Annotated in this window: 20 protein-coding genes; 9 read left to right on the forward strand and 11 right to left on the reverse strand. The window is 60.4% G+C overall.

Features of this window, described 5'->3' with window-relative positions:
• Positions 1-15 precede the first annotated feature (15 nt).
• The 3 genes from xsc to LZG00_12730 form a co-directional block, all read right to left on the reverse strand.
• A complete protein-coding gene (xsc, locus tag LZG00_12720) occupies positions 16-1,791 on the reverse strand; it encodes a sulfoacetaldehyde acetyltransferase (GenBank protein ID MCF3594861.1) in 1,776 nt (591 codons plus the stop codon).
• A 64-nt stretch (positions 1,792-1,855) separates the two neighbouring features.
• Positions 1,856-3,376, reverse strand: coding sequence for a PLP-dependent aminotransferase family protein (locus LZG00_12725; protein ID MCF3594862.1), 1,521 nt, complete (start codon positions 3,374-3,376; stop codon positions 1,856-1,858).
• Positions 3,377-3,730: 354 nt separating this feature from the next.
• Positions 3,731-5,125 (reverse strand): aminotransferase class III-fold pyridoxal phosphate-dependent enzyme, encoded by a 1,395-nt coding sequence (locus LZG00_12730; GenBank protein ID MCF3594863.1) that lies wholly within the window; start codon positions 5,123-5,125, stop codon positions 3,731-3,733.
• A 374-nt stretch (positions 5,126-5,499) separates the two neighbouring features.
• Here LZG00_12730 and LZG00_12735 point away from each other — a divergent pair, with 374 nt between their 5' ends.
• From LZG00_12735 to LZG00_12745, 3 genes are all read left to right on the forward strand, one after another.
• The gene (locus LZG00_12735; protein MCF3594864.1) at positions 5,500-5,808 is read left to right on the forward strand and encodes a hypothetical protein; all 309 of its coding nucleotides are present in this window, start codon (positions 5,500-5,502) and stop codon (positions 5,806-5,808) included.
• A 126-nt stretch (positions 5,809-5,934) separates the two neighbouring features.
• Positions 5,935-7,197 (forward strand): glycerate kinase, encoded by a 1,263-nt coding sequence (locus LZG00_12740; GenBank protein MCF3594865.1) that lies wholly within the window; start codon positions 5,935-5,937, stop codon positions 7,195-7,197.
• 211 nt (positions 7,198-7,408) lie between these two features.
• Positions 7,409-9,766, forward strand: coding sequence for a Hint domain-containing protein (locus tag LZG00_12745; GenBank protein MCF3594866.1), 2,358 nt, complete (start codon positions 7,409-7,411; stop codon positions 9,764-9,766).
• A 43-nt stretch (positions 9,767-9,809) separates the two neighbouring features.
• Here the strand turns inward: LZG00_12745 and recR are convergent, their stop codons facing one another.
• The 6 genes from recR to LZG00_12775 form a co-directional block, all read right to left on the reverse strand.
• Positions 9,810-10,403, reverse strand: a complete 594-nt coding sequence (gene recR, locus LZG00_12750) for a recombination mediator RecR (protein ID MCF3594867.1) — start codon at positions 10,401-10,403, stop codon at positions 9,810-9,812.
• A gap of 91 nt (positions 10,404-10,494) precedes the next feature.
• On the reverse strand, positions 10,495-10,839 hold the full coding sequence (locus tag LZG00_12755) for a YbaB/EbfC family nucleoid-associated protein (GenBank protein MCF3594868.1): 345 nt from the start codon (positions 10,837-10,839) through the stop codon (positions 10,495-10,497).
• A 33-nt stretch (positions 10,840-10,872) separates the two neighbouring features.
• The gene (locus LZG00_12760) at positions 10,873-11,340 is read right to left on the reverse strand and encodes a hypothetical protein (GenBank protein ID MCF3594869.1); all 468 of its coding nucleotides are present in this window, start codon (positions 11,338-11,340) and stop codon (positions 10,873-10,875) included.
• A gap of 32 nt (positions 11,341-11,372) precedes the next feature.
• Positions 11,373-11,915 (reverse strand): cytochrome b, encoded by a 543-nt coding sequence (locus tag LZG00_12765; protein ID MCF3594870.1) that lies wholly within the window; start codon positions 11,913-11,915, stop codon positions 11,373-11,375.
• Between the two features lie 163 nt (positions 11,916-12,078).
• Positions 12,079-13,830, reverse strand: a complete 1,752-nt coding sequence (locus LZG00_12770; GenBank protein ID MCF3594871.1) for a DNA polymerase III subunit gamma/tau — start codon at positions 13,828-13,830, stop codon at positions 12,079-12,081.
• 101 nt (positions 13,831-13,931) lie between these two features.
• A complete protein-coding gene (locus tag LZG00_12775) occupies positions 13,932-14,309 on the reverse strand; it encodes a DUF202 domain-containing protein (GenBank protein MCF3594872.1) in 378 nt (125 codons plus the stop codon).
• 136 nt (positions 14,310-14,445) lie between these two features.
• Between LZG00_12775 and LZG00_12780 the strand changes: the two genes are divergently transcribed.
• The 6 genes from LZG00_12780 (at position 14,446) to LZG00_12805 (ending at position 22,238) form a co-directional block, all read left to right on the forward strand.
• Positions 14,446-15,288: a neutral zinc metallopeptidase gene (locus tag LZG00_12780; GenBank protein ID MCF3594873.1), complete on the forward strand. Its 843-nt coding sequence runs from the start codon at positions 14,446-14,448 to the stop codon at positions 15,286-15,288.
• 91 nt (positions 15,289-15,379) lie between these two features.
• The gene (locus LZG00_12785; GenBank protein ID MCF3594874.1) at positions 15,380-15,901 is read left to right on the forward strand and encodes a protein phosphatase; all 522 of its coding nucleotides are present in this window, start codon (positions 15,380-15,382) and stop codon (positions 15,899-15,901) included.
• Between the two features lie 301 nt (positions 15,902-16,202).
• A complete protein-coding gene (locus tag LZG00_12790; protein ID MCF3594875.1) occupies positions 16,203-17,288 on the forward strand; it encodes a TRAP transporter substrate-binding protein in 1,086 nt (361 codons plus the stop codon).
• 118 nt (positions 17,289-17,406) lie between these two features.
• Positions 17,407-18,405, forward strand: a complete 999-nt coding sequence (locus tag LZG00_12795; protein ID MCF3594876.1) for a TRAP transporter small permease subunit — start codon at positions 17,407-17,409, stop codon at positions 18,403-18,405.
• Positions 18,406-18,421: 16 nt separating this feature from the next.
• The gene (locus LZG00_12800; protein MCF3594877.1) at positions 18,422-21,082 is read left to right on the forward strand and encodes a TRAP transporter large permease subunit; all 2,661 of its coding nucleotides are present in this window, start codon (positions 18,422-18,424) and stop codon (positions 21,080-21,082) included.
• 61 nt (positions 21,083-21,143) lie between these two features.
• Complete coding sequence (locus tag LZG00_12805) at positions 21,144-22,238, forward strand: CoA transferase (protein MCF3594878.1); 1,095 nt, start codon at positions 21,144-21,146, stop codon at positions 22,236-22,238.
• A 116-nt stretch (positions 22,239-22,354) separates the two neighbouring features.
• Here the strand turns inward: LZG00_12805 and LZG00_12810 are convergent, their stop codons facing one another.
• Positions 22,355-22,702: a RidA family protein gene (locus tag LZG00_12810; GenBank protein ID MCF3594879.1), complete on the reverse strand. Its 348-nt coding sequence runs from the start codon at positions 22,700-22,702 to the stop codon at positions 22,355-22,357.
• An 89-nt stretch (positions 22,703-22,791) separates the two neighbouring features.
• On the reverse strand, positions 22,792-25,068 hold the full coding sequence (locus tag LZG00_12815; protein ID MCF3594880.1) for an NADP-dependent malic enzyme: 2,277 nt from the start codon (positions 25,066-25,068) through the stop codon (positions 22,792-22,794).
• Between the last annotated feature and the right edge of the window lie 107 nt (positions 25,069-25,175).

Here is a 25,175-nt window from a genome sequence, read left to right on the forward strand (position 1 = left end):
CCGGTCTTATGTGCCTCAGACTTGTTGCGGGCGCATGTCGGCGGCATCGACCCCGGCCACGGTGACTGGCTTTTTCATGGCGTCGCGGCGGAACGGTTCGCCCAGTTCCTGATTGATCATCGCTTCGATCAGCGTGGTCTTGCCCGCCTTCTGATCCTTGATCGCCTGGTCGAGCGCAGCGGTCAGTTCGTCCATTGTGCGCGCCACAACTCCTTTGAGGCCGCAGGCCTTGGCGATGGCGGCATATGAAACCTGCTCGTCCAGTTCGGTGCCGACGAAATTGTCATCAAACCAGAGGGTCGAATTGCGCTTTTCCGCACCCCATTGATAGTTCCGGAAGACGATCTGAGTGATCGCGGGCCATTCGGAGCGGCCAATCGCAGTAAGCTCGTTCACCGCGATGCCAAAGGCACCGTCGCCGGAGAAGCCGACCACCGGCACATCGGGGCAGCCGATCTTGGCGCCGATCACGGCAGGCAGGCCATAGCCGCAGGGCCCAAAGAGGCCGGGGGCGAGATACTTGCGCCCCTCGTCAAAGGATGGGTAGGCGTTGCCGATGGCGCAGTTGTTGCCGATGTCAGAACTGATGATCGCCTCGCGCGGCAGGGCGGATTGGATCGCGCGCCATGCCATGCGCGGGCTCATCCAGTCGGGTTTGTCAGCGCGAGCGCGTTGGTTCCATGTGGTGCCGGGATCGTCGTCTTCATGGTCCATCCCGGCAAGTTGCTGCGCCCATGTGGTTTTGGCCGCTGCGATGGCCGCGCGACGCGAGTCGCGGTTTTCGTCGCCAGCGTTATCGGCGAGTTGATCGAGGATGCCCTCAGCGACCTTGGCGGCGTCGCCGATGATGCCGACGGTGACCTTTTTCGTCAGGCCGATACGGTCAGGGTTGATGTCAACTTGGATGACTTTGGCGTCCGCTGGCCAGTAGTCCATGCCATAACCCGGCAAGGTTGAGAAGGGATTGAGGCGGGTACCGAGACAGAGCACGACATCGGCGTTCTTAATCAGCTCCATGCCTGCTTTGGACCCGTTGTAGCCAAGAGGGCCGGCAAAAAGCGGGTGGCCGCCGGGGAAGGCGTCATTGTGTTGATAGCCGACGCAGACGGGCGCATCGAGCCGTTCAGCCAGCGCGATTGAGGCCGCGATGCCGCCCTTGGAGAGCACAACACCGGCACCATTGAGGATGACCGGGTTTTTCGCGGTGCTTAGCAGCGCGGCGGCGGCGGCGACCGAATTGGTGCCGCCCGGTGACATCTCGAATTCGATCGGTTCGGGGATTTCGATGTCCACGATCTGAGTCCAATAGTCGCGCGGGATATTGAGCTGGGCCGGGCCCGAGAGACGTTTGGCTTGTGAAATCACCCGGGTCAGGACCTCGGCGACGCGGGACGGATCGCGGACCTCTTCCTGATAGGCGACCATGTCCTCGAACAGCTTCATCTGCTCGACTTCCTGAAAGCCGCCCTGACCGATGGTTTTGTTGGCCGCCTGGGGCGTGACCAGCAGGAGCGGCGTGTGGTTCCAATAGGCGGTTTTGACGGCGGTGACGAAATTGGTGATGCCGGGGCCGTTTTGGGCGATCATCATCGACATCTTGCCGGTGGCACGGGTATAGCCATCGGCCATCATGCCCGCGCTGCCTTCGTGCGCACAGTCCCAGAAAGTGATCCCGGCCTTGGGGAAGAGATCGGAAATCGGCATCATGGCCGAGCCGATGATGCCGAAAGCGTGCTCAATACCGTGGCGCTGAAGCACTTTTACGAAGGCTTCTTCGGTGGTCATTTTCATGGGTGCGATCCTTTGGGCAGACGGGTTGCGGGGCGAGCGGTTGGCGCGCCGGGTTGGCACGAAATTAGGGTCTTCGCGCAAACGGGGTTAGAGCCAGATGGGTTTGCGGAATAGTACCAGATTGGCGAGATTCGGCCAATACCTCGGCCAGAATCGAGATGCCTTCGGCAATGCGCTCAGTGGGAATGGAGGAATAGCCGAGCCGGTAGTGACAGCGCCCGCGATCGGCGTCGGCAAAGAAGGCATGGCCCGGCTCGATCAACACGCCGCGGGCGCGCAGGCGGGCGTCGAGCGCTTGGATGTCGATATGCCCCGCCGCGCGCATCCAGAACGAAGAGCCACCGAACGCGCCGCTGCCGTCGACGCTCAGACCATGTGCGGTGATTGCTTGGCTCATGGCTTCGCGACGGCTGCGCAGGGTCTCGCCCATGCGGCGGATCAGGCTGTCGTAGTGGCCAAGCGACAGGAAATAGGCAGCCGTGCGTTGGGTGTGGCCCGGCACATGGCGCAGCACCGAGGCCCGCAAGGCGCGCGCTTCGCGGATGAAAGGGGGCGAACCGACAAGGAAGCCGAGCCGCAGCCCCGGAAAGAGCGATTTCGAGAACGAGCCGACATAGATCACGCGCCCGTCGCGATCGAGTGATTTCAGCGCCGGAGAGGGCGGCGAAAGGAACGAGATTTCGAACTCGTAATCATCCTCGACGATCACCGCGTCGAGTTCGCGGGCGCGTTCGAGCAGCGCCTGGCGACGGGTGAGCGGCATGGTGGCGGTTGTCGGGCATTGATGGCTGGGGGTGGTGAAAATCACATCGGTGTCGTCGGGCAGGGCCTCTGGCGGCAGGCCATCTCCGTCAACCGCCACAGGGGCCACATGACAGCGTGATTGGCCGAGAATGTCGCGCAAGGCCGGATAGCAAGGGTCTTCGATGGCGGCTTTGCGGCGTTGGGTCAAAAGCACCTGTGCCGCCAGCCACAGCGCATTCTGCGCGCCCATGGTGACGAGGATTTCCTCGGCCCCGGCCAGGATGCCCCGGCGCGGCAGGATGTGGCGGGCGATAAACGAGACCAGCTCGGGATCGTCCTGATCGTAGTAATCCGAGGTGAGCGAGGCGAAGTCCTTCTGGCCCAGCGCCTGAAGCGCGCATTGTCGCCAGTTGGCGTGATCGAACAGGCGCGGGTCGGTTTGGCCATAAACGAACGGATAGCGATAGGAGGACCAGTCGAGCGGTTTGACGGGAGTTGCCCCGCCGGAAAATCGCTGACCGATGACACGGGTCCAATCCACTGCATCCTGGCGCGGTGATTGCGGCGGAAAGGCGGGCGGGTCGGGCGCTTCTTCGGAAACGAAATACCCCGAGCGGCCACGAGCGGCGAGATAGTCAGACGCGACCAGTTCGGTGTAGGCCAGCGTCACGGTAATGCGCGACACGCCGAGATGCGCCGCCAGCTTGCGCGATGAGGGCAGTTTTTCACCGCGTTGGAAACGCCCGGAAAGGATACCCTCGGCCACCATCGCTTGAATGCGCGCCTGCAAGGTGCCTTGCGCGTCAGGATCGAGAAAGAAGGTATCTACTGAAATTGTCATAAGGCGCAACGTAGGCTGGCCTTACGCGCGGCGCAATCTGGTCTTAAAGCGTTTCGAGATAAACCAGACTCACGGGTTGATCTTGGAACGCTCGCGGCATTGATTTGCAGCGCGGTGTTTTCGCTTAACCCGGTCTCAGCTTTAAGCAGAACGCTTCGGAGATAGCGATAAAGAACACGGGCAGAAGCCGCGGCATGTTTTCATCTTTCCAAAATACGCAATTCGTCGGTTGCGTCTTGCGCTCCGATTGAAGTGGCGGTGAAAGCCCGAAACCCATGAAAAGGGGGGCCGAGCGAAGCGAGGCCCCCCTTGAGCGACGCGCGAAAGCGCGGCGCAATTCCTTACAATTTGGCGTCAGCCAAAGACGCGGGCCAGCGCGGTATCGACCGCATCGGTGATCGCGTCGATATCGTCAGACTTGGCAATCAGCGCAGGCGAGAAGCAGAGTGTGTTGTTGAAGCCCGGCACCGAGCGGTTTGTTGCGCCGATAATCACGCCTTGCGCACCGCATTCGCCGACGACCTGTGCGACTTCCTTTTCGCTCACCGGTTCTTTGCTGGTGCGATCTGCCACAAGCTCGGCCCCGAGAAACAGGCCCTTGCCGCGCACATCGCCGATCACCTTGTGCTTTTCCATCAGCGCCAACAGGTTCGACTTCATCCGCTCGCCCATCAAAGTGGTGTTTTCCAGCAGGTTTTCATCTTCGATGATGCGCATGTTTTCCAGCGCCGCCGCCGGGCCGGCCGTGCAGCCGCCGAACGTGGAGATGTCGCGGAAATAGTTCAGCGGATCGCTAGCGTCGTCCTTGAACATGTCGAACACCCGCTCGGTGGTGACGCAGCAGGCGATGGCGGCGTAGCCCGAGGCGACGCCCTTGGCCATGGTCACGAAATCGGGCTCGACGCCGTAATGCTGATAGCCGAACCATTCGGTGCCGGTGCGCCCGACGCCGCAGACCACCTCATCGATATGCAAGAGCACATCATATTTGCGGCAGATCTCCTGCACGCGCGGCCAATAGCCCTCGGGCGCTTCGATGACGCCGCCACCTGCGGTGACCGGTTCAAGGCAGAGCGCGCCCACGGTGTCGGCGCCTTCGCGCAGGATCACCTCTTCGATCTGGTTTGCGGCCCATTCGCCATAGCTTTCAGACGTGCCATCCCAGCCCTGTTGCGCGCGGTATTCCATGCAATGGGGCACGCGCACGAAATCGGGGGCGAAGGGGCCGTATTGCACATTGCGCTCGTCCTGGCCGCCGCACGACATCGCGCCGATGGTCGAGCCGTGATAATCGCGCTCGCGATAGAGGATCTTGCGCTTCTTGCCGCCGTAACGCTTGTGCGCGATCTGGCGCACCATCTTGAAGGCTTTCTCGTTTGCCTCGGAGCCGGAATTGGTGTGGTAGACCCGCGTCATGCCGGGCATTTTCGAGATCAGTTTTTCCGAGAACAGCGCGCCGGGGACCGAACCGGCTGAGCCTGCGAAATAGTTCAGCTTGATCAACTGGTCGCGCACCGCGTTGGCGATGCTTTCGCGGCCATAGCCGACATTGACGGTCCAGACGCCACCCGACACGGCATCGAGAAACTCTTTGCCGTTCTGGTCCCAGACGCGCATGCCCTTGCCTTCGATGATGACGCGGGGTTCGCCGGTCTCGAAGGGTTTGTGCTGTGTCAGGTGGTGCCAGACGTGGGCGCGGTCGGCGTCGACCACATGGCTGATGTCATTTTCGCTAAGGTGTCCGTCCATGGTGTGTTCTCCGGAAGGGCCGCGGCGGGGGTCAGGCTGGGCTGATCGGGGCGCGGGCTTGGGTGTGAAGCTCTGCTAACAGTTTCAGCCTGAAAACGGCCAAAGTCGATAGCGCCAGTTGGAAGTGCTTATAATGCCAGAGGGCGCGGCGACCGCATGTTCGGTCCGAACGACAACAGATGTGCAGCAGGCGAAAGGCGGGGATCGGATAGCCCTGTGTCAAAGGGGCTAAAGGGAAAAAGGGTATGATAAACTGCACGTGCGCCACCGGCAAGAAGAAGCCCATTGAAGGTCAGAATCCGCGGCGATGATGTTTCGAATCAGCAGATATGACACCATGAAAATCCCTGAATATTGATGAAGGAGTTATTAAAATGAGCTATTTCGTGAAGACTGCCGCAGTCGCATTCGGTTTGTTCTGGCTGGCAGGTGCAGCATCTGCGCAAAACGTAAGTCAGAGCCAGCTTGTTGATGAAGCGGGATCGGGAGCCTATCCTGTGACGATCGTCGGCAGCAACGGACTTACCTATCGTTGTCGGCGTGATCTGGTCGTGGTGGATGGCAAACGGGTTCGTTATTGCGTTGCCGCGCTCAGAGGCGGATTGGCCCCGAATGCCGGTATGGGCGTCGCGGCTGCTTTGGCGCTGGGTCTTGTTGCCGTAGCGGCCTCTGACGACAGCTGAACCGGGCCAACGAGACCACCTGCCGGGTGAAATTGCGGTTTCCAATCTGGTATGTGCATGCACGGTGGCTGGAAGGGGTTGTGCAGTTCAGGCGTTGCGCGTTCATTGGTCCTGGGAGGGACGATGATGAATGTGCGTCACCGTGAGCTTTTGGAAAAGATGTTTGCCGCAGCCGTGGCCGCAGCAGAGCCGGGGTCGGCCATGGCGGAGCTGTTGCCCGAGGCGCCAAGCGGCAAGGTGGTGGTGATCGGTGCCGGGAAGGGCGCCGCGCAAATGGCAGCGGCGTTTGAGGCGCTTTGGGATGGGCCGCTGAGCGGGGTGGTCGTGACCCGCTATGGCTTTGGCGCAGAATGTCGCCGGATCAAGATATTGGAGGCGGCGCATCCGGTGCCGGACGCGGCCGCAGAAGCGGCGAGCGCGGCCCTACTTGATGCTGTGAGCGGCCTTGGCGAGGATGATCTGGTGGTGGCGTTGATTTCGGGCGGTGGCTCGGCGTTGCTGGCGGCGCCGGTCGCGGGGCTTGGGCTTGCGGATGAGATCGCACTGAATCAGGCGCTTTTGGCCAGCGGGGCGCCGATTGGGGCGGTGAATGCCGTTCGCAAGATGTTGAGCCGAGTGAAGGGCGGGCGGCTGGCACAGGCGGCGGCGCCTGCGAAGGTCGTGAGCTTTATCGTGTCGGATGTGCCGGGGGACAACCCCGCAGAGGTGGCCAGTGGGCCGACCTTTCCGGGGACAAGCGGGCGCAACGAGGCGCTGGCGGCGGTACGCGACTATGGCATCGTTTTGTCAGATCGTTTGATGGGTGCGTTGCAGCGGGCCGAGGCCCCCCCCCTGCCGGATGATCCGGTTTTCGCCAACCATGAGGTGCATGTGATTGCCAGTGCCGCCAAATCGTTGGAGGCGGCGGCGGAGGTGGCAAATGCAGCCGGTTTTGCACCCGCGATCCTGTCAGACGCCATTGAGGGCGAGGCACGCGATGTAGGCCGGGTTCTTGCGGCGATGGCGCGAGAAGTGCGCGGGCGGGGCCGACCGTTTGAAGCTCCGGTGGCGATGCTGTCGGGGGGCGAGACGACTGTGACCTTGCGAGGGAAGGGAGGGCGCGGCGGGCGCAACAGCGAATTCCTTCTGGCGTTTGCCTTGGCGATCGAAGGGCAGGAGGGCATTGCCGCAATGGCAGCGGATACCGATGGTATCGATGGCAGCGAGGATAATGCCGGAGCCTTTGCCGATGGCCAGAGCGCCGCGAGGATGCGCGCGGCGGGGGTTGATCCGGCCGAGGCGTTGGCGCGCAACGATGCCTGGGGAGCGTTTGAAGCGATTGGCGATCTGTTCGTCACCGGGCCGACGGGAACCAACGTCAACGATCTGCGGGTGATCCTGATTCCTTAGCCTTCCTGTTGCCTGCTTATGGTCACATGGTTGCCGGAAATCGCAGACAATTGCCGCAGTCGCGCCCTTCTCGTGCCTCTGTGTGATGCTTTCCTGAATGCTGGAAGATGCCGCCCCCGTTTTCGGGGGGCGGTCGCTATCTGTGATGGTCATGCGCCTCGAAGCGCAGTGGCCGGCGGCGGGCCGAAGCAGCAATGGGGAAAGACGGGCAATGCCAGAGAAGAAGCTCGATTACATCGTTGAAGGCGGCGCGGGCGATGACCTGATTGACGCGGGATATATTGGTGACCCGGACGGTGATCAGATCGACAATGGCGATGCCGCCGATGGCAGCGAGGATGATTATGTCGAGGCGGGCGACGGCAACGACACGATTCGGAGCGGCGCGGGGGACGACAGTGTCCTTGCGGATTTGGGCGATGACAGTATCGAAAGCGGCGCGGGCAACGATACGGTGCGCGGCGGCATGGGCGATGACACGATCCTTGGCGGGATCGGTGATGACAGCCTTTATGGCAATGAAGATGATGACAGCATCGAGGGCGGCGACGGCGCGGATTCGATTTATGGCGAAACCGGCGATGATTTTGTCAGTGGCGGCGCAGGCGACGATCACCTTGAGGGCAACGAGGGCAACGACACGATTTACGGCGGCTCTGGTGATGACTGGATGCGCGGCAGCTATGGCGACGACAAGTTGTTTGGCGGGACCGGTGACGATTATCTATGGGGCGGTTTTGGCGACGACATTTTTTATATCGAAGACGATTTCGGCAATGACACGGTGGAAGGTGAAGGCATTGATGAGGTTGCGGGCGACACGCTGGATTTCAGTCGCGTTACCGACGACCTGACCATTGATCTCAGCCATGGTCACCCCGAGATTGGCACGTTTAGCGATGGTACTTGGACCGGGCAGTTTAGCGAAATTGAACATATCATCCTTGGCGGGGGGGATGACACGCTGATCCTTGCCAACGGGTCAGGGGCCGACAGCGTTTACGCATTCGAGGTGCCCACCGACAACGGCGACGGCACGTTTAGCGGGCAAGACCGGCTGGATGTGACGGCGCTGACTGACCTTGAGGGCAACCCGGTCAATGTCGAAGATGTGACGGTGAGCGATAGCAATGGCGATGGCACCGGCGACGCGGTCCTGGGATTTCCTGGCGGTGAGAGCCTGACGCTGAAAGGGGTGTCGCCAAGTGATGTGAGCACGCCAGCGCAGTTGATCGCGATGGGTATTCCGGGGGTCGCAAGAAATTTCCGGGTGGAAGGCACGGACAGTGCCGATCTGATTGACGCCACCTATGCCGACGATCCCGAGGGCGACCGGGTGGACAACAACGACCACAGCGATGGTTCGAACGATGACTACATCGAGACTGGCGCGGGTCGCGATACGGTTTATGCCGGAGAGGGCGATGACACGGTTCACGCGGGCGGGACGTCGGATGCCAACCTGATTTATGGAGAGGCGGGCAATGATGTCATCACCGGGGGATCGGGCGACGATACGATCTATGGCGGCAGCGGTGATGATGCCGTTTTCGGTTTTGACGGCAACGATTCCCTGTTTGGCCATGACGGTGACGATGAGCTTGATGGTGGCGCGCGGGATGATGTTATCGAAGGTGGTGCGGGCAATGATACTCTGATCGGTGGGGCGGGGAATGACAGCCTGACTGGCGGCGCCGGGTTCGACCAGATATTCGGCGGGCAGGGCGATGATACCCTTTGGCTCGCGGAAGGCGACAGCGCCTATGGCGGCGATGGTGACGATCTGTTCCACGTGGTCGTTACCGGTGAGGCGGGTACGAACAACGCCACGATCGTCGGTGGCGAGGGTGATGAGACATTGGGCGATACGCTCAATTTTCATGGTCAGACCCATTGGGACGATATCAGCTATACCAATCCCGACCCGGGTGCGGGCGGCGGGATGAGCGGATCTGCCACGCTGGCGGATGGGTCTGTTGTGACCTTCTCGGAGATCGAAAACGTTATCATCTGCTTTACCGCCGGAACGCGGATCGCCACCGAGCAGGGCTTGCGGCCTATCGAGGATCTGCGGGTGGGCGATATGGTGGTGACGCGCGACCATGGATTGCAGCCCGTGCGCTGGGCCGGGCGACGCAGCGTGCCGGCTGAAGGGGCTCTGGCGCCGGTGCGGTTTGAGACGGGTGTGTTGGGCAACCGCCGCCCGCTCTTGGTGTCGCCGCAGCATCGGATGCTGATCGAGGGGGCCGGGGCGACCATGCTGTTTGGCGAAAGTGAAGTTCTGGCCAGCGCCAAGCATCTGGTGAATGGCGGATCGGTGGCGGTCGTGCCGGGGGGGATGGTGAGCTATGTGCACATCCTGTTTGACGATCACGAGATCATCTATGCGGAAGGCGCGCCTTCGGAGAGCTTCTTTCCCGGCGAGACAGGTCTTGATGCGGTGGCAGAGGCCGCGCGCGAGGAGTTGTTCACGCTGTTTCCCGAGTTGCGCGACCCGGTGCGCAACTATGGCGAGACCGCGCGGATGTGTTTGCGCGGGCATGAGGCGGGGTTGCTGCGGCTGAATTGAGCTGTGGCGGGGTTATACTGCTGCCGTACGCGGATATTGCCTGTCAGATCTTCTTGCGGGCTTTGAAGGCGGCCGCGATCGTGCCGTCATCGAGGTAGTCGAGTTCGCCGCCGATCGGGACGCCCTGGGCCAGGGTGCTGATCTGCACAGTTTCTCCCAATTGATCCGCGATGTAATGCGCCGTGGTCTGGCCATCAACCGTGGCGTTGAGAGCGAGGACAACTTCGGTGATGTCTTCGGTTGCGATGCGGTCAATCAGCTTGGGGATGCGCAATTCGTCAGGGCCGATGGCGTCAAGTGCGGAAAGCGTGCCGCCGAGGACGTGATAGCGGCCTTTGAAAGCGCCGGTGCGTTCCATCGCCCAGAGATCGGAGACATCCTCGACCACGCAAAGTTCGCCGTTGCTGCGCTTGTTGGATGTGCAGATATCGCAGATGTCAGCGGTTCCGACATTGCCGCAATTGAGGCATTCGCGCGCGGTATGGGCAACCGATTGCATGAGGTCGGCCAGCGGGTGCAGCAGGAGCGCGCGTTTGCGGATGAGGTGCAGCACAGCGCGGCGTGATGAACGGGGGCCGAGGCCCGGGAGCTTGGCCATCATCTCGATCAGGGCGTCGATATCGCGGGTGGAGCTCATGACCGTGCCTTATGTGCTCTTGGCTGCGGGTGGGGGTGAGGGGCCAGCCCCTCACACTCCCCGGGATATTTTCGGCAAGATGAAAGCGGGATCAAAAGGGGAGCTTCATGTCGGCGGGGAGGCCCATTTCCTCGGTGATCTTGCGCATTTCCGTCTGGGCGCGTTCCGAGGCTTTGGTTTGGGCGTCCTTGATCGCGGCGAGGATCAGGTCTTCGACCACTTCCTTTTCGTCCGCGTTGAAGATCGACGGGTCGATATCAAGGGTCTTGAGTTCGCCCTTGGCCGTGCAGGTGGCCTTGACCAGACCGGTGCCGCTTTCGCCGGTGACCATCATGGAGTGCATGTCTTCTTGCAGTTTCTCCATCTTGTTCTTCATTTCGCCGGCGGCTTTCATCATCTTGGCCATGTCACCCATGGACCCCAATCCTTTGAACATTTCGTGTCTCCGTTTGGATGGCAGTGTTGGTGTCTAAATACGTGTGGCGGGGCGTTCGCGCAACCAGAGCAGGGCGAGAAAGATCAATGCGGTGACTGTCAGCGTGGCGCAGGCAATGATCGGGAGGGTTTGGGGGCCGACGCAGCCTTCGGTAATCGCGGTGCGGGTGAGATCGTCAGGCGGTAGCGAGAGGGCCGTTCCGATCAGCGCGGCGAAGAGCGCGGTAATGGCGAAATAGCGTTTCTGGGCGGTAAGTGCTGCGAGGGTGAGCGCGCCGAGCAACCCGAGGCCCGGCAGGGAGGTGAAGAGAAAGACCAACTCATCAAGCCCGGTGGCCGGGCCGAGGGCGGGGCTCCAATCGGGGCGTTCCTTGTCGCAGACTTCGGCCAGGGCCGAGGTGGGCAGGAGGGCGAAAAGAACGATCAGGCGGGTCAGCATAGGATGGCGTAATATCACCCACAGAGTGGTGGCGCCATCGGCGTTTTGGTGTCGGGCGGCCAAATCGTTCGGCCGCCCGAAGGGTCTGTTTTCGCTCAGGTGGCGGATTTGCCCAGCATTCTTCCCAGGGTCGCGTCGCGATCCGCGAAGCTGTGTTTCAGGGCGCCGGCGACGTGAAGCAGGATGGCGGCAATCAGAACTTTTGCGGCCAAGCCGTGCATGCCCCCTGCGAAGTTGGCCAGAGTTTCGTTGATCGCGACGGGGCGGCCGTCGGCGCCGAGGCTGGCCGCGAGGAGTTCCAGATTGAAAAGGGACAGGCCACGCCCGCCAAAGATCGAGCCGAGCATGCCGGAAATCGGCATTACGAGCGTGCCGATGATCAACACCCAGTGGACCACCCGCGCAAGAGTGTGTTCCCAGGCTTTGCCCTTGCTGACGGTCTCGGGCCAGCCTTTGCGCAGGCGAACGACGACACGCAGGACAATGAACGCGAAAAGCGCGATGCCAAATGATTTATGAAGCGGCATCAGGCTGCGAGCTTCTGTATTCTCGATATAAATCCCTACCGCCATGATGGCGATCATGCCGAGGCCGACAATCCAGTGCAGTGCGATTTCGGTTTTGCTGAGCGGTGTCATCTTGCCCTCCTTGAGGCGCTTTTGTGGTTTCAGACGAACGCCAAACGCAGCGAGGCGGAGGTTCCGTCGCAATAAACTGTGAGAAAACGGGGGTTTGTCAAAAGGTCGCACCTGACCGCGGGCGCAAGGTCTGGTCGAGCAGAAAACGGGCGGGAGGGGTGCCTTATCCTTCCTCGAAAGGATCCCACTCGTCTTCGACCTCTTGCAAGGCTTCGACCTGTGCTTTGGCAGCGAGATCGGCGGCGGTGCGGATGGTTTTGATCTTGGCGTTGGGGAAGGCCGCAAAGACGGATTTGACCAGCGGATTGTCGAGAGCCTGCGCCTTGAGTTTGTTCTCTTCGGCGTTGCGCGTTTCAAGCATTGAGGGCGCGCCGCCTTCGTTGACAACCGAAATGGCCCAGCGATTGCCGGTCCAGCGTTGGAGGGCGGAGCCGAGGCGCTGGGCGAGGTCGGTCGGGGCGGTAACCGTGGGTTCGAAGGTGATGCGGCCGGGCTGATAGCTGACGAGGCGCAGGTCTGCTTCGACATCCATCAGGAGTTTGCCGTCGCGTTGGGTGCGGATCAGTTCGATGACGTGGTCGAACGTCGGGTAGTGGGCGAGCGTCTGATCAACGGCCTGCGCCAGCGCGGCAGAGGGGCCACCGGAAACACCGCCGGAGGGGGCGGAGTGCGACGCTGTAGCCTGAACGGAGCCGCCACCGCTTCCGCTGCCACCGGGGCCACCGCCCTGGGGTGGCGGGGGCGGTGGAGTCTGGTTGTTGAGTTGGCGCACCAGATCTTCGGGGGTGGGCAGATCGGCCACATGAGTGAGGCGGATCACGGCCATTTCGGCAGCCATCATCGCGTTGGGAGCCTGTGCGACCTCGTCAAGCGACTTGAGAAGCATCTGCCACATGCGCGTGAGTGCGCGCATGGGAAGCGCGGCGGCCATTGTCTGGCCTCGGGTGCGTTCATCAGACGAAACGGTAGGGTCTTCTGCCGCCTCGGGGGTGATTTTCACCACGCTGATCCAATGGGTGATCTCGGCCAGATCGCGCAGCACGGCCAGCGGATCGGCGCCGTCGGCATATTGGGCGGAAAGCTCGGAAAGCGCGCCTGCTGCATTGCCTTTCATGATCATGTCAAAGAGATCGAGGACGCGACCCCGGTCGGCGAGGCCCAGCATGGCACGCACCTGAATGGCCGTGGTTTCGCCAGCGCCGTGGCTGATCGCCTGATCGAGGAGCGAGGTGGCGTCGCGGGCGGAGCCTTCGGCGGCGCGGGTGATCAGCGCGAGGGCATCGTCGGCGATTGCGGCACCTTCGGCATCGGCGATGCGGCGCAGCATGGTGATCTGATCTTCGGGCTCGATGCGGCGCAGATCGAAACGCTGACAGCGTGACAGAACCGTAACCGGAACTTTGCGGATTTCGGTTGTGGCAAAGATGAATTTGACGTGTTCGGGAGGCTCTTCCAGCGTTTTCAGCAGACCATTGAAGGCCTGCGTCGACAGCATGTGAACTTCGTCGATGATGTAGATCTTGTAGCGTGCCGAGGCGGCGCGGTAGTGCACGGAATCTATGATCTCGCGGATATCGTTGATGCCGGTGCGCGAGGCGGCGTCCATTTCCATTACATCGACATGTCGGCCTTCCATGATGGCTACGCAATGTTCGCAGACACCACAAGGTTCTGTGGTGGGGCCGCTGGTGCCATCCGGGCCAATACAATTTATGCCCTTGGCGATGATCCGCGCGGTGGTGGTTTTGCCGGTGCCGCGAATCCCGGTCATGATGAAGGCCTGAGCGATGCGGTCGGCTTTGAACGCATTCTTGAGCGTGCGCACCATCGCCTCTTGTCCGACGAGGTCGGCGAAGGTTTCGGGCCGGTATTTGCGGGCCAGCACCTGGTAGTTTTTCTCGGGCGTGTCGCTCATCGAAGACTTTCGCGGGATTCGGGAGTGTGATCTGGTTCGTCCGCCAACCTATGCCGTGCCGGGCGGCGCGTCTACCGGATTGGCCTTGGGTTTTGCTCGGTTCAGATTAGCCACAAGACTACGCCAATGGCGATGGTGCCAAGGCAGAGTAACACGGCGATACCGGTGAAATCGCGGCCCTTTCGGGCTTCGGCGGCATGTTCGGTGAGTTGGTCATAAGTCTTGTGCGCATTGTTGCGGGCAGACCAGAACAGCACGAGTGCCACCACGAGAAACAGCGTGGCCGCAAGTTTGGCCAGCCATGTCGGCTCGAACGGGCCGAACACGGCCTGAAGCCCGATGGCGATACCAAGCGCGCCCATGCCTGCGCCGATCCAGCTTGCGAAGGTGCGCTCATTGGCCATGATGGTACGGTCTTCGGCCCAATCGGTACGGTTTTCAGCTTGCTTGTTGCGGTTGTCGTCGGGACGTTTGTTCATCGTGCAAAGTTAGGGTGGCACGCACGGCACGTCCAGTGGCGCTTTGGAAGGCTGTGGGGGCGGAGCAATGATTCTTGGCAATAGTCGGCAGAATCGGTCAGTGTGAAATTGTAGTTAGAGTAATTGGAGACGAGTTATGCGATTGCGAGGTGTGCGCGCCAGCCGCAATGTGGAAGACCGGCGGCGCAGGGGCGGCAAGACCGGAGCCGGGATCGGCGGAATCGGTCTGCTGGTGGTGCTGGCGATTGGCTATTTTGCGGGCATCGATGTGACGCCGCTGCTTGACGGGCAATTGACCGGCGGCGGGGAGCAGCGCGCGCCACGTGAACTGTCGCCAGAGGAAGAGAGGGCGGCAGTGTTTTCGTCCAAGGTGCTGGCGACAACCGAGGAGGTCTGGGGCGCGCTCTTTCCCGAGACGTTCGGGAAGGAATACACCCCTCCGGTTCTGGTGCTTTATAGCGGGGTCACGCAGAGCCCATGCGGCGGAGCCAACGGGGCGACGGGGCCGTTTTATTGTCCGGCGGATCGCAAGGCTTATCTCGATACCGAGTTCTTTGCCACGATGGCGCGCCAGCTGGGCGCAAAGGGTGATTTCGCTGCCGCCTATGTGATAGCGCATGAGGTGGCGCATCATGTGCAAAATGAGCTGGGCATTCTGCCCAAGGTCAATGCGGCGCGTCAGCAGGCCAGCCAGGTGGAAGCCAATGCGCTGACAGTGCGGCTGGAACTACAGGCCGATTGTCTGAGCGGTGTGTGGGCGCGCGCGGTGGGTGGATTGCTGGAGCCGGGAGATCTGGAAGAGGCGCTGAACGCAGCGCGCCAGATCGGCGACGATACGTTGCAACGCAATGCCGGAAGGGTGCCGCAGCCACATACGTTTACCCATGGCACGAGCGAACAGAGACAACGTTGGTTCGCGACCGGATATGAGGGCGGTGATGCGAACGCATGCGATACGTTCAGCGCGCGCAGGTTATAAGCTGCTGGAATTTGTGGCGTTTCCTTGGGGGAGGGGGCGATGTGAGAGTTATAGGGTTGGATTGGTTTGAATGGTCGGGAGGCGCGTGCGCATGTCGGGTCTGGTGATCTATGCCTTGCCCGTGGCGGGCGGCACGCTTGCGCTGGCCTCGCTTCCCGGTCGCGGCGGAGATTATCGCGGTGATCTGGAGGTGTTTCACGAATGGCAGCCTGGCATCGTCATTTCGATGACGACCAAGGAGGAGATGGTCACGGTCGGCGCGGAGAATTTCAGCTGGGACATTCAGGCTATGGGCAGCCGGTGGCATCATCTTCCGGTGCCGGATTTTGGTGGGCCCGGGAGCGAGATCGAGGCGCGCTGGCCAGCGGTGAGCCAGAGCGTTCTACAAGCCCTAAGAGGTGGCGGACGGGTTATCGTGCATTGCAAGGGTGGTTGCGGGCGCTCGGGTATGGTGGCGCTGCGGCTGATGGTGGAAAGCGGCGAAGACAAGTTACATGCGCTGAACCGGCTGCGGGGGCTGCGCGATTGCGCGGTCGAAACCAAAGACCAGCTGAATTGGGCCTTTGCCGGGCAACCGATGGCTGATCCGAGACAGTCAGAGCAGGACGCCTGAGCGGCAACGCGAGGCTTACGCTAAGTCAACACCTGCGCTCACTTTCCCTAGAGTGACGGAACACTTGCTAATCCCGACAGGGGGGGGCAGGTCATAAGATACGAATTTTGCTGGAAAAAAATTCCGGGCAGCCAGCCTTACCAGGCGTTGAGATAGCCGGGTCCTGGTAAGGAAAACTTACCAGAATGCCAAAAAAGCGCTTTATATAAAATAAAGACGTGCTTACTAATTGCTGCCACGACGCGGGCCAGATTTGGCCTTTGTCGCGAAAAAACAAAAAATGTGTCTGGGAGGATACGATATGGAACGTCGTAAATTTTTGAAGGGTGCCGCACTTGGTGCCGGTGCCGCCGCATTGGCGACGCCTGCGCTCGCGCAAGGTGGCAAGCAGATGACCATCGTGTCGACATGGCCACGGGATTTCCCTGGCTTGGGGGTGTCGGCCCAACGCCTTGCAGCGCGAATTGCACAGGTGTCTGATGGCGCGTTCAACGTTGAGTACTTTGCCGCGGGCGAGCGTGTTGGTGCGTTTGACTCGTTTGACGAAGTGGCCAGCGGCAACAGCCAAGCCTATATCGGCGCTGATTATTATTGGGGCGGCAAGCACCCCGGTTTCAACTATTTCACCTCGGTTCCGTTCGGAATGTCGACCCAGGAATGGCAAGCATGGATTGCATTTGGCGGTGGTCAGGAGCTTTGGGACGAGCTGTCGGGCGAATATGGTCTGAAAGCTTTGATGTGCGGCTCGACCGGAACCCAGGCGGGCGGCTGGTTCAACAAGGAAATGGAAAGCCCGGATGACTTCAAGGGCCTGAAGATGCGTATGCCGGGCCTTGGTGGTCAGGTTCTGACCAAGATGGGCGCCTCGACCGTGTCGCTGCCGGGTGGCCAGATCTATGAAAACCTTGTTTCTGGTTCGATCGAAGCAACCGAGTGGGTTGGCGCCTATAATGATTACTTCATGAAGTTCTATGAAGCGGCCAAATACTACTATACCGGCGGTATGCATGAGCCAGGTGGCGGTCTCGCTCTTGGCATGAACAAGGAATGGTGGGAATCGCTCTCGAGTACCGAACAGGCGATCCTCACGGCCTGCTCATACGAAGAGCAGCTTTTGTCGCATTCGGAAGCTTGGGCGAAGAACGGTGAATACATGACCAAGCTGGTCAATGATCACGGTGTTCAGGTTCGTGCTTTCAACGACGATATCTGGGACGCATTCGGTGATGCGGCAGCCGAAGTCTTTGAAGACGTCCGGGCGCATTCGCCTCTTGCGGCCAAGATCGATGAAAGCTTCCAGGCGAAGCTGAAAGAGATCGGCGGGACGTTGGCTGCCTTTGAAGGCACCTTCCTCAACCAGCGTAACCGTGTGCTGGGTCTGACCTGAGTCCGCGTGTGAACACATTCGAGCGGGGCTGCGCGTTTGGCCCCGCTCGTTCTGTATTCAGATGCAAAAGGATAGAGGCGGCGCGTGCTGATTGGCACCGGCAGGGACGGAGGACTCCATGAGATCCGCAGTTAAGGCACCGGGACTTCGAAAAGAGGGCGATCCGGCGCCGATTGTACGGCTATTCGGTTGGGGAATGTTGGCCGCTCTGGCCGCGTTTCTGATCAATAATGTATTGATCGTCGGCTGGGGCGCGCCGAGCTTGAGAGACTATTTCGCGGGAACTGCGGGATCGTTGGGGCTTGTTCCGGTGGTGATTTACGCGGTGTGCTTCTTGCTGGCGGCGGGGTTTGTATTGATGACGCCGCGCCGGGCCTTGCGTTGGGATTCGATGCAGATTCACAAGTTCAATTGCTACTTGATCCGGGTCTGTTTCTGGAGCGTGCTTTTGGTGGGCGTCGTGGATGCCACCATCGCGGTCCTGCGGGTCGAGAGCCTGTTGGATCCGTTTTTCAGCGAACAGATGGTCAAGGATCTGGGGCGGGTGCAGTTCGTTGCGCCAAACATTCATATTCCTCTGATCGGTGTGGCGATTGTTTTGGCGATGTTCACGCGCACGTTGGGATTTCAATGGCTGGCGCTGATGATCGTTGCGGCCGAGCTCCTCATTGTTCTGTCGCGTTTCGGGTTTTCTTATGAGCAGGCGCTGATGGGCGATCTGGTGCGCTATTGGTATGCGGCGCTGTTCCTGTTTGCTTCGGCCTACACCCTGTTTGATGACGGGCACGTCAGGGTGGATGTACTTTACGCCGGGTTCGGTGCGTCCAAACGCGGATTCGTGAACGCCTGGGGCTCGATCTTTCTGGGAATGTCGACGGCCTGGGTGATCATCTACATCGGCTTCAATGGTAAACAATCCATCATCAACAGCCCGGTGGCGAACTTTGAAATCACGCAATCGGGCGCAACGGGTATGTTCATCAAATATCAGATGGCCGCCTTTCTGGGCATTTTTGCCGCCACGATGCTGATCCAGTTCATCAGTTTTTTCCTAGAATCCGTCGCCAATTGGCGCGACCAGCCGGGGCAACGCACAGTGACCCCGACAGGCCACTGAGAGAGATAACGGAACCATGGAACTATATTTCCTCGCCCTGCTGATCCTGATCATGGCGTTCGCGCTTGGCTCTGGTTATCCGGTGGCTTTCGCGCTGCCGGGTGCTGCCATCATCACTATTGGAGCCGCCGCCGGCGCCGGGTATCTCTTTGCGGGATCGACCGACGCCTATTTCCATTCGGGTGGACCGCAACAATGGCTATCGGCCGGCGTGACCAACCTTCGAGGGGTCTATTGGGAGGTTGAACGAGATACGCTGATCGCCATCCCGTTGTTCATCTTTATGGGCATCATGCTTCAGCGTTCAAAGATCGCCGAAGATTTGCTTGTGACCATGGCGCGGCTGTTTGGGCCAGTGCCGGGTGGATTGGGCATTTCGGTGGTCTTTGTAGGCGCGCTTTTGGCGGCGACGACCGGGATCGTGGGTGCGACGGTTGTGGCGATGGGGTTGATTTCGCTGCCTGCCATGCTGCGCAACAATTATTCTCAGAGTCTGGCTACGGGCACGATTGCCGCAAGCGGCACGTTAGGGCAAATCATTCCGCCCTCGATTGTCCTGATTATTCTGGCGGACCAGTTGGCCAGCGCCACCGATCAGGCCAGCACCGCGCGCAAGGCGCTGCACAAGCTGTCGACCGGCGAGATCAGTATGCCGTCGGAGTTCGATGTTGCCTCGACCAGTGCGGGCGAGATGTTTCTGGGCGCATTCGTGCCGGGCATTCTGCTGGTCCTGATCTATATGGCGTATATTTTGATCTATGCGATGATCAATCCCAAGGCCGCCCCTGCGGTGCATACCAAGGGCGGTTTTGACAAGGGGTTCTGGGGGCAGGTCGCGTTGACGCTGATCCCGCCTTTGACGCTGATCTTCCTCGTTCTGGGCTCGATCATCACCGGGGTTGCCACGGTCAACCAGGCCGGCGCGATTGGTGCGGCGGGCGCGTTGATCATGGCGGGCTATCGGCTCAACCAAGGTGGCGGGCGTTTGACCTATGTGCCCGCGTTGATGGCGATGGCGGCGCTTGGCTTGATGGCATTTGCGCTTTCGAATTATGAGATGAACCTGAAATCTGCTGATACGCCCGAGGATTGGTTTGGCATCTGGTTGGGTCTGTTCGCATCGGTTGCCATTCTGGTTTCGCTGATCTGGAGCGGGATGCGGGTTCTCAGGATCGAGAACACCATGCAGGGCGTGATGCTGGAAACGGCGAAGACGACATCGCTGGTTTTCATCATCCTGCTCGGTGCGGCGATGCTGACTGCGGCGTTCCGCGCCTTTGGCGGTGAGGATCTGGTTCGCGAGTTTCTCAACAGCCTGCCGGGCGGATTCTGGACCCAGTTTCTTATCGTGATGCTGGTGATCTTCCTGCTTGGGTTTTTCCTCGATTTCATCGAGATTGCCGTGGTGGTCGTGCCGATCGTCGCGCCAATCCTTCTGGCCGATCCGAGCGCCAATATCACCGCTGTGTGGCTGGGCGTAATGATCGGTCTCAACATTCAGACCAGCTTTCTAACGCCACCATTCGGTTTTGCGCTATTCTATCTGCGCGGGGTGGCACCGCAGAGCGTGAAGACGACGCAGATGTACAAGGGCGTTATCGCGTTCATCTCGTTGCAATTGGTGGCGTTGGCGATTGTCGGGCTTTATCCGCCGTTGGTGAACTATTTGCCGAACCGGGTGTCCTTTCTGTCAGAGACCGCACCACCGCCGCGGAACCCCAAGCTGCAATACTGCATCGAGGAATATACCGGCGGCATTCTGGCGCAAGGCGGCGGTCCGGTGCAGGTGATTGCCACGGCCAAGACGCTGGACCTGTCGGTTTTGCCCAAGTCGCTTGGTGGGGATCTGACCAAGGGGATTGAAAGTGGCGAATTGGCGCTGGCCAGCCTGCAAACAGCGTTTGGCGCGGAGAAAGCCGTGAATGCCGCGGCAGAAGAATACCGTCCGCTGCAAATTCAGGTCCGGGCGGTGGAAAAGGAAATCCGCAAGCTTGAGGAAGAAGCTGATGAGTTGCGCGTCCTTACCGGTCGTATGCGCGAGGAGGCTCAGGCCGAGCGGCGTGCGCGGCTTGAGGCCAGACGCGAGCAACTACTTGCTGAGGCAGAGCGCAAGGCGCAGGAAATCCCGGAGAGATGGGAGGAAGTCCACAAGGTTTTCGCCGAGTTAACCGACGCCGAGCAGAAGGCGCGCAACACCTATCGGCGCGAATCCGGACAGGCTTGGGAAGCAGCGAACGAGGTGGTTTCAGTATTGGCTGCCAATGAGGCGTTTGCAGCGTTGGAGCAGGACTTGATCGTCATGGGCGACTATATCCGCACGGTGCCGGAAGACGACGCCAACGCCGAAGACACGGTTAAGGCGCTGGAAGACAAGTTCAGCGATGTGGCAGGCGCAGGCGATGTAAAGTCTGCGCTGGGCAAGGCGCGCCGTTCGATGCGGGCGAAAAAGTTTGATCGCGAGAAGGCGCTTGAGGACTTTGACAACGCCCTGGCCGAATATGAGGAGCAGAAGGTCTGGCGTGCACAGGCCGCCGTGTTGCAGCCGGAATTGGAAGTTTATCTTGAAGGCATTCGCGGTACTCTGGGTATTCGTATGCAGGATCGGCTTAGTCGCGAACAGGCGCTATATATGGCCGCATGCAGTGCAAAGCACCGGGACATTTCATTGAATTTCTGATTTGATGGCGATGCCTCGGCACGCCCCGGGGAGTTGGACTTAATTTTTCGGGGGTATGCCCATGTTGAAGGGTGTTCGCATCGTTGAGGTTGAGGGGCTTGGCCCTGGGCCATTTGCTGCAATGACACTGGCCGATCTGGGCGCGGATGTGATCGTGGTGCACCGCAAGGGTGGCAACCCAGCGCCGGTTGTGCCGGAGCGATCGGTGCTGGATCGGGGCAAGCGCTCGATCGAGTTGGACCTGAAGGATGCGGGCGACCGCGAGGTTTTCAACAAGCTGGTGGCGGGCGCCGACGGGTTGATCGAAGGATTTCGACCGGGTGTCATGGAAAAGCTCGGCATAGGGCCTGAGGCGTGCCACGCGATCAATCGCAAGCTGGTCTTTGGCCGGATGACGGGCTGGGGGCAAGAGGGGCCGCTGAGCCATGCGGCGGGGCATGACCTGAATTACATCTCGCTGTCCGGCGCGCTTTGGTATGCCAGCACGCCGGACGCGGCGCCGGTGACTCCGCCGACCCTTGTGGGAGATATTGGTGGCGGGGCGCTCTATCTCGTAGTGGGTATGTTGGCGGGGATCATGAATGCGCGCGCCACCGGTCAAGGCACGGTGGTGGACGCGGCGATCTATGATGGTTCGGCGCATATGATGAACCTGTTGATGGCGTTGCGCCAGAACGGTGGCTTTCCCGAAGCGCGTGGGCAGGGGATGCTAGATGGGCCGCATTGGAGTCGGACCTATCGCACCGCAGATGGCGGCTGGATGTCGGTGCAGTGTCTTGAAGCGAAGTTCTACGCGACTTTTCTTGAGCTTCTGGGGCTGGGAGAGGATGCGGATTTCGCGACGCAGTATGATTCAAGAAGTTGGGCAAAAGCGACGGACCGGTTGAGCGAGATTTTTGCCAGCCGGACGCGGGAGGACTGGACCGCGCTTTTCCTTGGAACGGATGCCTGTGTTGCGCCGGTTTTGTCGCCCGATGAAGCGCACGCGCATGATATGAATAGCGCCAGGCACGCTTGGGGAGAGGCGGAGGGCGTATTGCAGGCCGCCCCCGCGCCACGGTTTGCGGGTCAGTCGGAGTGGACGCCAGCGCTCGGGCCGGAGCGTGGCGCGCATACGGGCGAGATTTTGGCAGAGTTGGAACGCTCGTCGAAGTGATTGCCAAGACAAGCGATGAAACGCTCGGCGTGTGATCTTCGAAGATTGCACGCGCCCGCCCGCGCGGAGCGCTCCGCGCGGGGATATTTATGGCAAGATGAAACAGGGCGTTTCGTTCAGGTTTCGGGCATTGCGGCGGTGATGATGATTTCCACCTTCAGGGCATCGGTGGCCAGGCGAGCTTCGCCGCAGGCGCGGGTGGGAGCGTGGCCTTCGGGAACCCAAGCGTCCCAAACTTCATTCATCTCAGCAAAATCAGCCATATCCCTAAGCCAGATTTCGGCTTGAAGCATGTGGTGATTGTCGGTTCCGGCTTCTTTCAGGAGGGCGTCGACCTGGGCGAGGCAATCTCGGGTCTGATCGGCAACGGTATCACCTGCGCCGACCTGGCCGCAGAGATAGACAACGCCGTTGTGGCGAACGATTTTGCTCATCCGCTGTCCGGTGTGCATGCGGTCAATCATGGGGGCATCCTTGTATTGTCAGGGTGTGTAAGTCAGCGCGCAACATTGCGCGCTGACATCAGCAAGTCAACGCCGGAGGGGGCGGTGGTTTAGCCGTAGCTGGCCACGGCTGACCCGGCCAGAGCGGCGATGTTGAGAAGCCCGCGCACCGTGATTGCCGGGGTAACGATGTGAACGCGGTTGCCCATACCCATGATGATGGGGCCGACTTCGAGACCGCCAGCCACGGATTTGAGAATATTGCGCGTGGCCCCCGCCGCGTCTGAGTTTGCATAGATCAGAACGTTTGCCTTGCCCGTCAGGCGACCACCGGGAAACAGGCGCTCGCGCAGGTCAGGGTCGAGCGCCGCATCAGTGTGCATTTCGCCTTCGTATTCGAAATCGTGGTTTTCAGCGTCGAGGATCTCGAGTGCGCCACGCATGACCCGGCCCGAGGCGCTATCAAGATTTCCGAATTGTGAACCCGAGCAGAGGGCAATGCGCGGTGTAATTCCAAAGCGGCGCACATGGCGGGCCGATGCAACGACAACCTCGGCCAATTGGTTGGCGTCAGGTGTGATGTTCACATGCGTGTCGGCTATGAACAATGGCCCCGGATCGAGGACCATCAGCGACAGGGCGCCGATCGGGTGCAGGTCGTTATTGGCGAGAACCTGAGTTGCGTAGTTGAGATGCCAGCGATATTCGCCAAAGGTGCCGCATATCATGCTGTCAGCTTCGCCGCGATGCACCATGACGGCGGCGATTGCGGTGGTATTCGTGCGCATGATGGCCTTGGCTAGATCGGGCGTAACACCCTTGCGGGCCATGATTTCATGATAGGTCGACCAATAGTCGCGGTAGCGCGCATCGTTCTCCGGGTTCACCAGTTCGAAATCAATGCCGGGGCGGATTTTCAGCCCCTCGCGCTCGAGGCGGGCTTCGATTACTTCGGGGCGGCCAATCAGGATAGGCGTGTCGATGCCGTCTTCCACGATGGTTTGTGCGGCGCGCAGAACGCGCTCCTGTTCGCCTTCGGCAAAGACGATCCGGCGTTTGGTGGCGCGGGCGGCATCAAATACGCGGCGCATGATGGAATAGGATTTGAACACCTCGCCTTGTAACCCGGTGCGGTATTCATCGAGATCGAGCGAGCGGGTTGCGACGCCGGATTCGATTGCTGCGCGCGCTACCGCGGTTGCGATTGTTGGTAGCAGGCGGGGATCAAACGGCTTGGGAATCAGGTAGTCCGCCCCGAAGGTCAGTTTCTCTCCGCGATAGGCGACGCCAACTTCGGCTGATGTGGTTTCGCGCGCCAGACCGGCGATGGCGACAACGCAGGCGAGTTTCATCTCATCGTTTATCTCGGTCGCGCCCGCATCGAGCGCGCCGCGGAAGATGAAGGGGAAACAGAGCACGTTGTTGACCTGATTGGGATAATCCGAGCGGCCGGTTGCGATCAAAGCGCCGGGGGCGGCTTCGCGGGCCTCTTCCGGCATGATTTCGGGCGTAGGGTTGGCCAGTGCGAAGATGATCGGGTCTTTGGCCATTTTGCCGACCATTTCCTTGGTCAGAAGGCCCGGGCCGGAAACGCCAAGGAACAGATCGGCGCCCTCCATCGCTTCGATCGTGGTGCGCTTGTTTGTGTCGCGCGCAAATTCCCGTTTTTCGGAGTTGAGATCGTTGCGACCTGTATGAACTACGCCTTTGCTGTCGAGCATGGTGATGTTTTCGGGTTGAACCCCCATGACCATGAGCATTTTCAGGCAGGCGATACCGGCAGCGCCCGCGCCAAGGGCGACGACCTTGATGTCTTCCACCTTCTTCTTGGCGACGATCAGGGCGTTGTAGGCCGCAGCAGAGGCAACGATGGCAGTGCCGTGCTGGTCATCATGAAACACCGGGATGTTCATTTTTTCGCGGCAGAGTTTTTCGACGAGAAAACATTCGGGCGCCTTGATGTCTTCGAGGTTGATCGCTCCAAAGGTCGGCTCGAGCTTGGAGATGATTTCGGCCAGTTTCTCGGGGTCGGCCTCATTGACTTCGATATCGAAGCAGTCAATTCCGGCGAACTTTTTGAACAACACGGCCTTGCCTTCCATCACCGGTTTGGAGGCCTGTGCGCCGATATTTCCCAGCCCCAGAACGGCGGTGCCATTGGTGATGACCGCGACGAGATTGCTTTTGGCGGTATAGAGTGCGGCGTCAACGGGGTTTCGGGCGATTTCCATACAGGCTTCGGCCACGCCGGGGCTATAGGCGTTGGAAAGATCGCGGCCAGTGGTCATCGGCTTGGTGGCGCGGATTTCAAGCTTACCGGGCTTGGGAAAGGCGTGATAGTTCAATGCTTCCTGGCGTTTGTCGGTATTGCCGTTGTCCGATGTCATGCTTTTCTCCCTCTCAAGCCTTTTGGTACTCTTGCCTGCATCAATGATCGCAGGAGTCTCCATTAAGGTGCAGGCGGGCCGCAACATCCACAGATTTCTGATGCTGT

The organism is Rhodobacteraceae bacterium LMO-JJ12 (genome assembly GCA_021555075.1).
Lineage (GTDB): Bacteria > Pseudomonadota > Alphaproteobacteria > Rhodobacterales > Rhodobacteraceae > JAKGBX01.

Excerpts from the sequence above, each read along its gene's own strand:
- xsc (MCF3594861.1), bottom strand. The coding sequence starts at position 1,791 with ATGAAAATGACCACCGAAGAAGCCTTCGTAAAAGTGCTTCAGCGCCAC.
- LZG00_12780 (MCF3594873.1), top strand. The coding sequence starts at position 14,446 with ATGCGATTGCGAGGTGTGCGCGCCAGCCGCAATGTGGAAGACCGGCGG.
- LZG00_12755 (MCF3594868.1), bottom strand. The coding sequence starts at position 10,839 with ATGTTCAAAGGATTGGGGTCCATGGGTGACATGGCCAAGATGATGAAA.
- LZG00_12800 (MCF3594877.1), top strand. The coding sequence starts at position 18,422 with ATGGAACTATATTTCCTCGCCCTGCTGATCCTGATCATGGCGTTCGCG.
- LZG00_12740 (MCF3594865.1), top strand. The coding sequence starts at position 5,935 with ATGAATGTGCGTCACCGTGAGCTTTTGGAAAAGATGTTTGCCGCAGCC.
- LZG00_12765 (MCF3594870.1), bottom strand. The coding sequence starts at position 11,915 with ATGACACCGCTCAGCAAAACCGAAATCGCACTGCACTGGATTGTCGGC.
- LZG00_12805 (MCF3594878.1), top strand. The coding sequence starts at position 21,144 with ATGTTGAAGGGTGTTCGCATCGTTGAGGTTGAGGGGCTTGGCCCTGGG.
- LZG00_12790 (MCF3594875.1), top strand. The coding sequence starts at position 16,203 with ATGGAACGTCGTAAATTTTTGAAGGGTGCCGCACTTGGTGCCGGTGCC.
- LZG00_12785 (MCF3594874.1), top strand. The coding sequence starts at position 15,380 with ATGTCGGGTCTGGTGATCTATGCCTTGCCCGTGGCGGGCGGCACGCTT.
- LZG00_12810 (MCF3594879.1), bottom strand. The coding sequence starts at position 22,702 with ATGATTGACCGCATGCACACCGGACAGCGGATGAGCAAAATCGTTCGC.
- LZG00_12725 (MCF3594862.1), bottom strand. The coding sequence starts at position 3,376 with ATGACAATTTCAGTAGATACCTTCTTTCTCGATCCTGACGCGCAAGGC.
- LZG00_12735 (MCF3594864.1), top strand. The coding sequence starts at position 5,500 with ATGAGCTATTTCGTGAAGACTGCCGCAGTCGCATTCGGTTTGTTCTGG.
- LZG00_12815 (MCF3594880.1), bottom strand. The coding sequence starts at position 25,068 with ATGACATCGGACAACGGCAATACCGACAAACGCCAGGAAGCATTGAAC.
- recR (MCF3594867.1), bottom strand. The coding sequence starts at position 10,403 with ATGAGCTCCACCCGCGATATCGACGCCCTGATCGAGATGATGGCCAAG.
- LZG00_12795 (MCF3594876.1), top strand. The coding sequence starts at position 17,407 with ATGAGATCCGCAGTTAAGGCACCGGGACTTCGAAAAGAGGGCGATCCG.
- LZG00_12770 (MCF3594871.1), bottom strand. The coding sequence starts at position 13,830 with ATGAGCGACACGCCCGAGAAAAACTACCAGGTGCTGGCCCGCAAATAC.
- LZG00_12775 (MCF3594872.1), bottom strand. The coding sequence starts at position 14,309 with ATGAACAAACGTCCCGACGACAACCGCAACAAGCAAGCTGAAAACCGT.
- LZG00_12745 (MCF3594866.1), top strand. The coding sequence starts at position 7,409 with ATGCCAGAGAAGAAGCTCGATTACATCGTTGAAGGCGGCGCGGGCGAT.
- LZG00_12730 (MCF3594863.1), bottom strand. The coding sequence starts at position 5,125 with ATGGACGGACACCTTAGCGAAAATGACATCAGCCATGTGGTCGACGCC.